Below are 12,626 nucleotides of genomic sequence, written 5' to 3' on the forward strand. Positions count from 1 at the left end.
GGCTATAGCCCGTTACGCTCCATCCATTGCGCGATGGCCTGGCCTATTGCCTGCGGCTGATCCTCCTGAATGTAGTGAAGCCCTTCGCCCGCAAGCGCAGTTTCCAGGTTCGGCAGCTTTTCCCGGTACCACTGCACAGCAGGCGCTGGAATCAGCAGGCCCGGGTCTGCGTGAACCAGCAGTTTGGGCAGGTCGGTCTGCTGGAGCCAGTCCATGTAGGCGGTCTGCTTCTGGTAGATGTCTGCTGGCTCCTTGCCGATACACAGGTTCTGCGGGAACTTGCACAGAATCCGCCGGGATTCCCGGTCTGTCCAGGGGGCGCGGTAGGCGTCCATTTCGTGAGGCTCCAGTGGTCTGCGGATCGTGCCGGGCAGTATGCCTTCGATAAACTGGTTTTCGTCCATCATCATGCGCTCGGCATTGGCCTGCGAGGCCCGCAAGGTCTGGAAGAACTGGCGGGTCTGCGGGTCAAATGCCTCATAGCCCGGAATCGGCGTCAGCATGGCCTCCATGAATGCCAGGCCCTTGATGCGCTCCGGGTGCCTGTGGGCATAGTGAAAACCGAAAAACGATCCCCAGTCGTGACAGACAATGGTGATGCGGTCCAGCCCCAACGCCTCGATAAAGCCGTCCAGGTAACGGATGTGGTCGTCTATGTCGTAGGGGATGTCGGGCCTGTCAGACATGCCGTAGCCGATCAGGTCTACGGCTATCAGGCGGCCCTTGCCCTCGAGCTCAGGCATGACCTTCCGCCAAAGGTAGGACCAGGTAGGCTGCCCGTGCAGGAACAGTATCGGGTCGCCGCTGCCGTGTTCCACGTAGTGCATGCGCGAACCCAGTACCTCGGCAAACTGTGAGGGGTAAGTGAAATCTTCCGGTTTCTGAATGGTCATTAATGAGCTCCTTTAGATTCTGGGTCTGTTGTGGATGTCGATTCACTACTTTACTTTCTGACACCCAGCATAGCTTTTTATGACAAGTCGTCGAACGGGGTCATCGCAGCGCACCTCTCCCGCCAGAGTTCTTCAGTCGGCCACGCTGCCAGAGATAGAAAATCACCGGAATCAGCAGAAGCGTCAGCACCAGGGTGGTGACCATGCCGCCGATCATCGGGCCGACGATGCGCTGCATCACTTCCGAGCCGGTGCCACTGCCCAGCATGATCGGGGTCAGGCCGGCCACGATGGAGGCAAAGGTCATGATGATGGGTCGGACCCGAAGGGCGGCACCCTCAACAACGGCCTGTTGCAGGGCATCAATGGACAGTCGCCCGGATTGTTGGTCTACCGCAGCCAGTGCCTCCCGCAGGGACTGGTTCAGATACACCAGCATCAGCACGCCAATTTCCACCGCCACCCCGGCCAGGGCAATAAAGCCCACGGCGACGGCCACGGACATGTTGTAGCCGAGGAGGTACATCAGCCAGATACCGCCGATCATGCCGAATGGCAGGGTGCCGAGGATGATGGCAACCTCGGTCAGGTTACGGAAGTTCAGGTACAGCAGGATGATGATAATGGCCAGGGTCAGGGGCACCACCATGGTCAGGCGTTCCTTGGCCCGCTCCATGTACTCATACTGGCCGGACCAGGCCAGGGAATAACCCGCAGGCAGATCCACCTGATGCCTTACCCGTTCCCGGGCTTCCGCCACCCAGCTACCCAGGTCCCGGCCTTCGATATCCACCAGGGTCCAGCCATTGATGCGGGCGTTTTCCGATTTGATCATCGGCGGGCCGGTGTCGATGCGGATGTCCGCCACGTCCGCCAGGGCAATGCGTTGGCCGTTGGGCGTCACCATGGGCAGCAGTCGCATCTGTTCCACCGAATCCCGGTAGCCCTGGGGATAGCGCAGGTTGATGGGATAGCGTTCCAGGCCTTCCACCGTGTTGCCTACATTCATGCCGCCAATCGCGGTGCGGACCACGGCCTGGATGTCTTCGATGTTCAGGCCGAAACGGGCGGCGGCCTCGCGCTGTATATCCACCTTGATGTAGCGCCCGCCGGCCACCCGCTCGGAGAAGACCGAGGCGGTGCCGGGCAGGTCGGCCAGTACCCGTTCCAGCTCTTCCCCTATGCCCTGTATCACTTCCAGATCCGGCCCGGCCACTTTTATGCCGACCGGGGTCTTGATGCCGGTAGAAAGCATGTCGATACGGGTCTTGATGGGCATCACCCAGGCGTTGGTCAGGCCGGGAAGTCGGACCACCTCGTCCAGCTCCTTGCGCAGGGATTCCGGCGTCACGCCGGGTCGCCACTGGTCCCGGGGTTTGAACTGGATAAAGGTCTCGATCATGGTCAGCGGCGCGGGATCGGTGGCGGTTTCAGCGCGGCCGATCTTGCCGAACACGGTCTCCACTTCCGGAATACTCGCAATCAGCTTGTCGGTCTGTTGCAGAACCTGCCGCGCCTTGCCGATGGAGATACCGGGATAGGTGGTGGGCATGTACATCAGGTCGCCCTCGTCCAGGGGCGGCATGAATTCACTGCCCAGTTTGTTGGCGGGCCAGAAGCCGATCACCAGCACTACCAGGCCACCAGCCAGCATCAGCGCAGGCCGGCGCAGGGCCCAGCCGATCACCGGCCGGTACAGGCCGATCAGCAACCGGTTGATGGGGTTGCGGTGCTCGGGCAGTACCTTGCCGCGGACAAAATAACCCATCAGCACCGGCACCAGGGTAATGGCCAGGCCCGCCGCGGCCGCCATGGCGTAGGTTTTGGTGAAGGCCAGCGGGGCGAAGAGCTTGCCTTCCTGGGCCTCCAGAGTGAACACCGGCAGAAAACTCACGGTGATGATCATCAGGGAGAAAAACAGCGCCGGCCCCACTTCACCGGCCGCCCGGGAGATGACCTTCCAACGGTTCTCGGGCGTCAGCGGGGTCCGTTCCATGTGTTTATGAAGGTTCTCCACCATCACGATGGCGCCGTCCACCATGGCCCCGATGGCAATGGCGATGCCGCCCAGGGACATGATGTTGGCGTTAATGCCCTGGGCGTGCATCACCACAAATGCTGCGAGAATGCCCACCGGCAGGCTGACAATAATCACCAGGGAGGAGCGCAGGTGGAACAGAAACACGGCGCAGATCAGGATAACCACCAGAAACTCCTGCAACAGCTTGCTGTACAGGTTGTCCACCGCGTTGTTGATCAGGGTGGAGCGATCGTAGGTGGGTATGATTTCCACTCCCTCCGGCAGGCTGGTTTTGAGCTCTTCCAGGCGCTGTTTGACGGCCTCGATGGTGGCCAGGGCGTTTTCCCCGAAACGCATCACCACAATGCCGCCGGCCACTTCCCCTTCCCCGTTCAGTTCGGCAATCCCGCGACGGATCTGGGGGCCAAGCTGCACATCTGCCACATCCTTCAGTAACAGGGGTTTGCCGTTGTCGTTGACCCCCAGGGGTACTTGCCGCAGGTCGTCTTCGTTCTGCAGGTAGCCGGTGACCCGCACCATGTATTCTGCCTCGGCCATCTCCACCACCGAGGCGCCGGTTTCCTGGTTGGCGTTGTTGATGGCGGCGTGGATGCGCTGCAGGGTAACGTTATGGGCACGCAGCCGGTCCGGGTCGACAACCACCTGGTACTGCTTGACCATGCCGCCCACGCTGGCCACCTCGGATACGCCGGGTACGGTTTGCAGTTCAAACTTCAGGAACCAGTCCTGAATGGCCCGCAGTTCTGACAGGTCATGCTGGCCAGTGCGGTCCACCAGGGCGTAGGAATAGACCCAGCCAACGCCGGTAGCGTCGGGCCCCAGTTCCGGTCTGGCGGCGTCGGGCAGGTCCCCGGAGACCTGGCTCAGGTATTCCAGTACCCGGGAACGGGCCCAGTACAGGTCGGTGTCGTCATCGAAAATGACGTAAACGAAGGAATCGCCGAAGAAGGAAAAACCCCGAACCGTCTTGGCGCCCGGCACCGACAGCAGGGCAGTGGTCAGGGGGTAGGTCACCTGGTCTTCCACCACCTGGGGCGCCTGGCCCGGATAGGTGGTTTTGACGATCACCTGCACGTCCGACAGGTCCGGTATGGCGTCAATGGGTGTTTCCTTGAGGGCATAGAGCCCCCATCCGGTCAGAATCAGGGTAACAAGCAGCACGAAGAACCGGTTATAAAGCGACCACTGGATAATGGCATTAATCATGAGCGTGCTTCCCTTCAAGGCGAAGCATCGCGGCTTCAAGGCTGGTTTCGGAGTCGATCAGGAACTGGGCGGATACCACCACCTGCTGGCCTTCTTCCAGCCCTTCCCGGATGACCACACGGTCCCCGGCTTCCTGGCCGGTTTTTACGGGGACCGGGCGGAAGTAACCATTGCCTTCGGCCAATAGCACATGCTGGCCGTCGCTGCGCTGGATCAGTGCGGGACGTGGGATGGTGAGCAGGTCATCACCGATGGGTGCGTCCATGGTGAGGTTCACGAACATGTTGGGGCGTAGCCGGCCATCGGGGTTGGGAACCCGTATCCGTGCCCGCAGGGTTCGCGTTCTGGCATCCAACTCCGGGTAGACGTAGTCAATGGTGCCCTGCCACCGGGCATCAGGCATGGACGGCGTGGTGAACTCGGCCGCCTGGCCAGCCATGACCAGTCCCGCCTGTCGCTCAAAGAACTCGGCGATCACCCATACTGAATCGCGGCTGCCAATGGCCATGATGTCGGTGTCGGGGCGAACGTACATGCCAGCACGGACTGGCAAAGCGGCCACATAGCCAGAGCCGGGGGCAAACACCGTAATGCGCTCGCGGACCTTGCCGGTTTTTTGCAAGTTGGCGATCTGCGAATCCGTCATGCCGAGCGAACGCAGTTTGCCGCCAGTGGCCGCAGCCTGGGAACCCCGGCTCAGCCGTTCTGACATCAGGAATTCCTGCTGGGCGTTCACCAGCTCCGGCGAATAGATCTCATACAGCGGCTCGCCACGGTGGACCTGCTCCCCTAATGAGCGGATATGCAGAACCTCTACCCAACCGGCAATGCGGCTGTGTACGTGGATCAGTTTGTCCTCATTATCGGTGACATAACCGACTGTACGGACCGGGATGGAGACTGGTCCGCGGGAAACCGCTGCGGTCTTAACACCAAGATTGGCCCTGACGGAAGCATTTATCTGAATTCCGCCATCGTTCCGGTCGGTCTCCTCTTCTTGGTAGACCGGTACCAGATCCATACCCATGGGAGACTTTCCGGGTTGGTCACGGCGGTAGTTCGGGTCCATAGGCGCAACCCAATATAAAGGTTTGCTTTCGGTAGTACGGGTCGAATCAGCAGCCTGTGGTATCAAAGGGTTGTGCTGCCGGGCCAGCCAGCCACCGCTGAAGGCAATAGCAACGGCTAATGCCATAAGGGCAATGCGCATGGGTGTTTCCTTATCCAAAAGGCCAAAGAGCCTGTTGTTGGGGTTCAGACCGTATCAATGAATGGACTGAAGGTAGCGGGTCGACTCAGGTGTTTAAGGCGTTCGGAGGAGGTGTGAGGGTGTCGAGGATAACGTTGAAATAATCGCTCTCGGAGGGCTGCTGTGCAGAGTGAGCGTTTGTGCGGATCGGCACCATCATTGGCTCCGGAAGTACGCCGAATACTGTGGAACCGCAATTACCCAGGCTGGCCGCGATGGCACAATCGGCTGCAGTCATATCGCCGCAGGGCATGCGTTGATCGGGGTTGGTCTGCGAACCATGCAGGCTCGCTGCACAACAAGTCATTGTGCTCGGTTGTATCTCTGTGCGCTGCTCAGATGGGTTCTCCGGAGCGTTGCCGAGCGCCATCACAGGGTGCAGCGTTGTCACGAGCAACAACAGAAATACCAATGCTGGATGGCGTGTTTTGCTGTGCAAACCCATAACCCTGTGAGAGAAGCAGAGAAGAAATCTACAACCTGTGTGCTACTCATGGGTCAATCAATTCAGTTACGCCAAGGCGAAAATCACTATCGTTGCTGTAACAAACCGCCGGTATCTGCGTCATTAGCATGCGAGACAAACGGCACGTGCCGTTGAACCAACTTACCTTGATGATGGCGTTGATTCTGCGTGGCCCCTTCATGTTGGTCGGGGTTCAAACCCCTTGGGTGGAGCTGGTCTCCACCCTTTTTTTAATGGTCTCATCGATAACCCAGAGTCTGTCCTGGCCCCAGCAGCTGACCGCTCCGTAGCGGAAACTGGGAACACCCCAGAGGCCGCATTCATACATGGCCTGGCGGTTATCTTCCGCCCAGTCTCGCCAGCTTTCGTCGTCCAGACGTGTTTTGGCCTTCTGCCAGTCCAGCCCTGCCCGCTCCACGATGACCTTCAGGCCAGCGTCAGTCTCCGAGCGGATGCCTTCGGCATTGACTGCCCGGGCGTAGCTGCGCATGTAGTCGATTTCACGGCCCTCGGAGCGAGCGTACTCGAACAGGGCGTAGCAGCGTTCAACGCCGGGCCCGAGCGGGTCCGCAACAAAGCCATAGGGAATGCTCAGCTTGTTGGCCTCTCGTTTGGTGTCGTGAAAGATGTACCATTTTTTGGCATCGGGCACCGATTGCCCGCGCATCACCATGGGTAGAACCGGCCGGAGCCGGAGTGGGATGTCCCAGGCCTTGGCCAGGTTGGCCGCCCGTTCCAGGCCAAGATAGGAATAGGGGCTGCGGATTGAGAAGAACACTTCCAGCGGGGTCGTGCCGGCCGGGTGGTTGGCAGGGAGCGCACTGGCGTTGCTGGTCAGCCCGGCCCAGGTTCGGGTAAAAAGACTGGCCCCGGCAGTATCTCGGTTCAGCCCCTGCCGGATGAAACTTCGCTCCAGATGGTCCAGCCGGTCCACGCTCCAGAACCAGTCGCCCAGGTAGCAGACCATGCTGCCCTGATAGTGCCCCAGCCGACGGAGCATCGCCTCATTGTCAGAGAGTGTGTGTTCATCGAGCGCGCTACTCGCTGCGTTACTGGTTGTTGAATGCCAGAGCTCTGTGAGCACGCCCAGAGCCGTCGACAGCGCTGCTGGCGTCTTTTCGACCGCCAGCAGGCGTGCGGTTGCCGAGGTCAGTTCGGTTTCTGATGGCACGGTTGGCCGGTCGGGAGGCGTGAAATCATAGAGTTCTGCCAGCCTGGTGGCGTCCTGCTGGGCCCAGTCGCGCCAGAGTGCCGGTTCTGGAAACATGTCATCGTCCAGCTGCCATACGGTGTGCAAGCGGAAGCGCACCCGATAGTTTTCCTGAAGCTGGGTGAGGGCCTGTAACAGGGGGAGGCCGAAGGGATCGCGAGGGTTTATGAAAACCCGTGCCAGGTCCTGCTCGCCTCGGATACTTGCCCGAGCACGGTGAATGGCGTGTTCAATGGAATACCTTGGTGCACTGGACAGGGCGCGGGCGAACCACGGCATAAGGTCCGCTTTTACGGGAAGGCGCATGGGCAATCCTTTTGTTGTTATTGATTAAGTTGCAGCCAGCGGGCCAGTCGTGAGCCTGGGTGGCGGCTGAGGGACCAGGGCAACCATATCATTACTGCGAGGATCGCCAGGCCGGCGACCACGGTCAGGGCCGGGTTTAGCGCGAAGGTGTTCCCCAGGCCGGCAAACACCACCGTCATCGGCAGCATGCCGACGAAGGTTGCTATGGCAAAACGCCAGGCTTTTATGGCTGTAACACCGGCGGCATAGCTGATCAGGGCAAAGGAAAACACAGGAATCAGCCGGGTCAGCAGAACGGTCATGGTCAGAAAACGCTGGGAGCCATTCCTGGCCAGCACAGGGTTGTCGGGAAATCGTTTGCAGATAGCTTCCCGGCCCAGGCATCGGGCGATCCAGAACGCCACCATGGCGCCCAGCAAGGCTCCGGTCGCTGCAATAGCCGTGCCCCAGAGAATGCCAAAGGCAAGTCCGGCCGTTGCGCTGACGGGTAAGGTGGGAATGGGCCCGACGACCACCGCAATGATCATCAACAGCATCAGCAGCAGCGGGCCGATCGCGCCCTGGCTTCCGAGCCAGCCTGACAGTGTGTCTGGTGAGAAGTCCGCCGGCATACCCAGGCTTTGCAGCAACCACCAGGCCCCTGCGAGAGCAGCGATCACGACAATCAGTAACGCAACCCGGAAACTCATTCACCAGCCCTTCTACTGCCAGCGATCGGCTCTTGCCAGCTGCCAGTCTTCAGCCCAGTCTGCCGGTGCGCAGTTTTGGTGCAATAAACAACCGGGTTTGATACCGGGGTAAAGCTGTGCATAGTTCATCACCAGACTTGGATTAACACGCCGGTTCAGGTGGCGTGGCTGCAGATCTTCGAGGCGGTCAATGCCAAGAATGCCGAGCAGCTCTGCCAGTGCTTCGACCGAGGAGTGTTGATAGTTTGCCACCCGAACGCCTTTGTCGGTTACGTCCAGCTGTTTATAGCGGGCCGGATTGGTGGTTGCGACGCCGGTCGGGCATTTATCCGTGTTACAGCTGCGGGATTGTATGCAACCGAGCGCCATCATCATACCTCTTGCTGAATTGATGGTATCGGCACCCAGCACCATCAGGCGCAGCATATGGAAGGCTGAAAACGACTTGCCCGAGGCGATCAGGCGCACTTTATCACGAACGCCAATGCCTCTGAGGGCATTATGCACAAACTGCAGGCCGTCCCGCAGCGGCATGCCCACCGAATTGGTCAGTTCCACCGGCGCTGCGCCGGTGCCGCCTTCACCCCCATCCACGGTGATGAAGTCGGGCAGCCGGTCGGTCTCCAGCATGGCCTTGCAGATACCGAGGAATTCCTGCCGGTTGCCGGGGCAGAGCTTGAAACCCACCGGTTTGCCGCCGGACAGTGCCCTCAGTTTGGCGACGAATTGCAGCAATTCGGTCGGGTTAGAAAAAGCCGAGTGGCTGGGTGGTGACAACACATCCTGGCCCATGGGGACTTGCCGGATATCAGCGATTTCCTGGGTCAGTTTGGATGCAGGTAATACACCGCCATGCCCGGGCTTGGCGCCCTGAGACAGTTTGATTTCAATCATCTTCACGGAATCCCGGGCCGCTTCCCTGGCAAATAACCTCGGGTCGAAGTTGCCTTCGGAATCACGGCAGCCGAAATAGCCCGTGCCAATCTGCCACACCAGATCGCCGCCGTATTTCAGATGCCACTCACTGATGCCGCCCTCACCGGTGTTATGGAAAAAGTTGCCGAGTTTGGCGCCCCGGTTCAGGGCCATGATGGCATTGCGGCTGAGCGCACCATAGCTCATGGCCGAAATGTTCAAAGGCGCGGCATTGTAGGGCTGGGCGCATCGCCCTTCGCCAAATCGGATTCGGAGGTTGGTGGGCAGGCACGGTTTGGGCGCCAATGAGTGATTGAGCCACTCGTAGCCGTCCCGATAGACATCAAAAATGGTTCCGAAGGCCCGGGTGTCGTTGTCTTTCTTGGCGCGCTGGTAGATCAGGCTGCGGAACTCCCGGTTTACCGGTGCGCCATCCAGATCGGACTCCACAAAATACTGCTGCAACTCTCTGCGCACCGATTCGAACAGATACCGGAAGTGCCCGATCACCGGATAGATGCGCAGCAGCGTGTGTTTGCTCTGCAGGAGGTCGTAGGCGCCCAATGCCAGCAAGGGGCCGGCGATGAGCCAGAGCCATCGGGTGGAAGGCCACTGGATGGTTGCCAGAGACAGTGCAATAACGACTACCAGGCCTGCGAGAATAAAAGTATGTCGGAAAACCATGGATGAATTCCTGAGGGTTGAGCGGTTGGTTTTTTTGTCTTTGCCGGTGAGCCAAGGACACCTGTATGTAACGGTTGTTACAGATCAGCTCAGCCGGCGGCAGAGCCAAGAATCGATTGGCAAAAAAATCAGGCCTTGCTGTAACAGTTGCAGATCTCATGTGTCGGTATCCGTGAAACGCAAGTAATCACTGCCCTGACGACGACGGGCAACGGACAACCGGAACGGAGAGCGCGACAAGATGACTCGGCACTATTGGATGGGTGGCAACAGGTCTTATGAACAGGACCGTTTTTTCGAACAATCCCTCGATAAATCTCTGTGGCGCAAGGCTGAGAGCGCAGACCACTGGGATGCCTGCTGGTACACCGGCATGCCCGACTCCGAATTTTTCAGCCAGGTGGGGCCGGAGCGGAAAATTAACCACATCCCCGGTAACAATGCGCTCACGGTCAAAAGCCGCCTATACCGCAGCCTGATGGATTTGCGGGAACGCGTTGAGCGGCAGGAAAAAGGCGGCAAACATCTGACCGACCGCCTGGCGTTCGTGCCAAAAGTGTTCTCCATGCCCGAGGACTACCATGCCTTCCAGCAGGCCGCGCTGGATAATCCAGACAAACGCTGGCTGCTCAAACCCAAGAACGCCGCCCGGGGCAAGGGCATTCAGCTGGTGGGCGATCCCGCCGACGTGCCCATGGAATCCTCCTGGATGGTTCAGGAGTACCTGGAAAACCCTCACACCATGCACGGCCGGAAATACGTTCTGCGGCTGTATGTGCTTGTTTCTTCCGTCTCACCCTTTCGGGTTTACCTGTATCACCAGGGCTTCGCCAAGCTGGCTTCCATGCCTTACAACGAGGAAAACGCCAATAATCCGTACAGTTACCTCACCAATCCGGATGTGAACGCGCTGAATCTGGATGCCGACGTGCCCGTGGAATTCGTGGATTTCGAACGTTACCGGGCCTGGCTCCGTGAGCAGGGCCACGATGATGAAGCCTTGTTCGCCAAAATCGAGGACATGGTCGCCCTGACCTGCCTGGCTGCCCTGGAGCCCATGCGTGAGCGTTCCCGGGTGGTCGGCGCCGATACCCGTGGCTGTTATGAGTTGATGGGCATTGATTGCCTGATTGATGCGGACATCAAGCCCTGGGTTCTGGAGTGCAACCTCAGTCCTTCGCTAGAGGTGTGCGCCGGCCCGGAGAGTGGCGGCGACATTGAGGAGCAGATCAAGGGCGGCATGGTGGCCGACATGGTAAAGCTGCTGGGGTTGAACAACTCTTCCGCCGGGGCAGCCGATGGCTCAATGGTTGAACGCCTGGTCCGGGAAACCCAGGTGGAACTGGCTAACCGGGGCGGCTTCCGAAACCTTATCCCCGGAGCGGATCCGGCCGCCTACCTGCCATTTATGGCCCTGCCCCGATTATCCGACTGGGTAGTCGCTCAGGCGCTTTCAGACCGCCCTCTGAAACAGCCCCGGCTGGAGCGCTGGGCGGCAGAGGAAACCTTCAGCGAAGACCAGGTTTACCTCTACGACACACGCCTGGGCCATCTGAGCAGCCTGAATGAGACTGCGTCGCTGATCTGGTTAATGGCCACAGAGGGCGCCGGGCCAGATGACATTGCCTCGGCGCTGGTGGAGTCTGCGATCAAGACCACGCCTTCGGCTCCTGATGCGTGGGCGATTCGCAACGATGTCTGGAATACCCTGGCGGACTGGGTCAACAACCGGTTCCTGATCCAGTCAGAACAAGCCGCCTCAACCCCTGCCCCGGTGGAGACTCAGCCACCTGTGCCGGAAACCTCGGCGATGATGTCGATGGCGTTGTCCTGCGGTCGTTTCCGGGCGCGGTTCTGCACCGACAGCGCTCCCCTGGTTAACCGGATTGAGCACCTGTTCGAGCCGATGGCTGTCTATGATGAGGCGGTTAAAGACTCCCTGCCCAGGCTGGAAATGGTTCGGGATATCCCGGGTTTTACTCTGATTCTTGATGGTCAGGTGGTCCGCTCCCGGCTGCCGCTCTCCGGCGCTGCCCAGGCGCTGGCGGATTGCCTGGCTGCCCATGCGGCAAAACACCTTGATATTGCAGTGGACGCCGGACTGGTCTCCCGACAGGACTCGGATCACAGCCTGTTTATGATCAGCCATCGCCGGCTGGACCTCAGAGATACGCTGACGCTGGCCCTGGCCGATCGCTGGCAGGGCAGCTATGGCCGGGGAGCATTATTGAACGCCGCGGAGGAAGGCCAGGCTGAGGGTCTGAGTCTGCCGTTGCTGCACCGGGCTGGAGGTGAAGGCGTTGAGGTCGCTAAGGCGGCCACAAGCCAACACTCAGGCTTGGTACGGGCGCTGCTGGTGCCGACGGAAGAGCCTCTCCCAGAGGCGAACGGTATCCAGAGCCTCGCGGTTAATGAAGCCCTGACTCACCTGATTGCCAGTTGCTGCGCCGAGGGCGGCGTGCCTCTGGATGCCCATGGTTTCAGCCGCTTGTCGGGTTGGCTGGAGGGTTGTGAACGATATCTGGTGGATATGAACAATCTGGAGGCCGCCGCAGAGGCGCTCTCCGTGCGGTATTCCGACAAGGTGCCGCAACGACTGTCCGGGAGTCGGTGAGCGCATGCGCTCACAGGTTCCGGGATTTGAAAGGGCCGGGCTTGTTGTCCGGTCAACGTGTTAAAACCAAGGAGGACACATCATGTCCAGAGAAGCATATAAACAGCGATTGCTTGGAAAACTTGCACGCGGCATGGCCTACACCGGCCCAGTATTTGCGGTTGTCATGGGTGCCTCGGCATTCAACGTTTCGGCATCCGAAGTATCTGCCGAGCCAGCCTACATGATGCTGGCAGCAGGAGAAGCCGAAGCGGAAGGCAAGGCCGTTAAAAAAGGCTATGGCGAAGGTGAGGCTGAAGGCAAAGCCGGTAAAAAAGGCTATGGCGAAGGAGAAGGTGAGGGAGAAGGCGAAG

The 12,626-nt window shown here is 59.7% G+C and carries 9 protein-coding genes; 2 read left to right on the forward strand and 7 right to left on the reverse strand.

Features of this window, described 5'->3' with window-relative positions; genetic code table 11:
• Positions 1 to 2: 2 nt before the first annotated feature.
• From IBX51_RS12360 to IBX51_RS12390, 7 genes are all read right to left on the reverse strand, one after another.
• A complete protein-coding gene (locus IBX51_RS12360; protein ID WP_291831578.1) occupies positions 3 to 893 on the reverse strand; it encodes a haloalkane dehalogenase in 891 nt (296 codons plus the stop codon).
• Positions 894 to 993: 100 nt separating this feature from the next.
• Positions 994 to 4,140, reverse strand: coding sequence for an efflux RND transporter permease subunit (locus IBX51_RS12365; RefSeq protein ID WP_291831580.1), 3,147 nt, complete (start codon positions 4,138 to 4,140; stop codon positions 994 to 996).
• Positions 4,133 to 5,350: an efflux RND transporter periplasmic adaptor subunit gene (locus tag IBX51_RS12370; RefSeq protein WP_291831581.1), complete on the reverse strand. Its 1,218-nt coding sequence runs from the start codon at positions 5,348 to 5,350 to the stop codon at positions 4,133 to 4,135. Before IBX51_RS12370 ends, IBX51_RS12365 begins: the two co-directional genes overlap by 8 nt.
• Before the next feature lie 85 nt (positions 5,351 to 5,435).
• The gene (locus tag IBX51_RS12375; protein ID WP_291831583.1) at positions 5,436 to 5,828 is read right to left on the reverse strand and encodes a hypothetical protein; all 393 of its coding nucleotides are present in this window, start codon (positions 5,826 to 5,828) and stop codon (positions 5,436 to 5,438) included.
• Positions 5,829 to 6,048: 220 nt separating this feature from the next.
• Positions 6,049 to 7,371 (reverse strand): DsbA family protein, encoded by a 1,323-nt coding sequence (locus tag IBX51_RS12380; protein ID WP_291831584.1) that lies wholly within the window; start codon positions 7,369 to 7,371, stop codon positions 6,049 to 6,051.
• Between the two features lie 17 nt (positions 7,372 to 7,388).
• Entirely contained in the window at positions 7,389 to 8,060 is a 672-nt protein-coding gene (locus tag IBX51_RS12385; RefSeq protein ID WP_291831585.1) for a TVP38/TMEM64 family protein, read from the reverse strand.
• 12 nt (positions 8,061 to 8,072) lie between these two features.
• Positions 8,073 to 9,659: an FMN-binding glutamate synthase family protein gene (locus IBX51_RS12390; protein ID WP_291831586.1), complete on the reverse strand. Its 1,587-nt coding sequence runs from the start codon at positions 9,657 to 9,659 to the stop codon at positions 8,073 to 8,075.
• A gap of 241 nt (positions 9,660 to 9,900) precedes the next feature.
• Here IBX51_RS12390 and IBX51_RS12395 point away from each other — a divergent pair, with 241 nt between their 5' ends.
• Both IBX51_RS12395 and IBX51_RS12400 read left to right on the forward strand, forming a co-directional pair.
• The gene (locus IBX51_RS12395) at positions 9,901 to 12,273 is read left to right on the forward strand and encodes a PqqD family peptide modification chaperone (protein WP_291831587.1); all 2,373 of its coding nucleotides are present in this window, start codon (positions 9,901 to 9,903) and stop codon (positions 12,271 to 12,273) included.
• Positions 12,274 to 12,355: 82 nt separating this feature from the next.
• The coding region (locus IBX51_RS12400) for a hypothetical protein (protein ID WP_291831588.1) at positions 12,356 to 12,626 on the forward strand (271 nt) is incomplete at its 3' end.

This window comes from Marinobacter sp., from assembly GCF_014859525.1.
GTDB lineage: Bacteria > Pseudomonadota > Gammaproteobacteria > Pseudomonadales > Oleiphilaceae > Marinobacter.

Coding starts and splice junctions, on each gene's coding strand:
- IBX51_RS12365 (WP_291831580.1), bottom strand. CDS start 4,140: ATGATTAATGCCATTATCCAGTGGTCGCTTTATAACCGGTTCTTCGTG.
- IBX51_RS12385 (WP_291831585.1), bottom strand. CDS start 8,060: ATGAGTTTCCGGGTTGCGTTACTGATTGTCGTGATCGCTGCTCTCGCA.
- IBX51_RS12370 (WP_291831581.1), bottom strand. CDS start 5,350: ATGCGCATTGCCCTTATGGCATTAGCCGTTGCTATTGCCTTCAGCGGT.
- IBX51_RS12390 (WP_291831586.1), bottom strand. CDS start 9,659: ATGGTTTTCCGACATACTTTTATTCTCGCAGGCCTGGTAGTCGTTATT.
- IBX51_RS12380 (WP_291831584.1), bottom strand. CDS start 7,371: ATGCGCCTTCCCGTAAAAGCGGACCTTATGCCGTGGTTCGCCCGCGCC.
- IBX51_RS12395 (WP_291831587.1), top strand. CDS start 9,901: ATGACTCGGCACTATTGGATGGGTGGCAACAGGTCTTATGAACAGGAC.
- IBX51_RS12360 (WP_291831578.1), bottom strand. CDS start 893: ATGACCATTCAGAAACCGGAAGATTTCACTTACCCCTCACAGTTTGCC.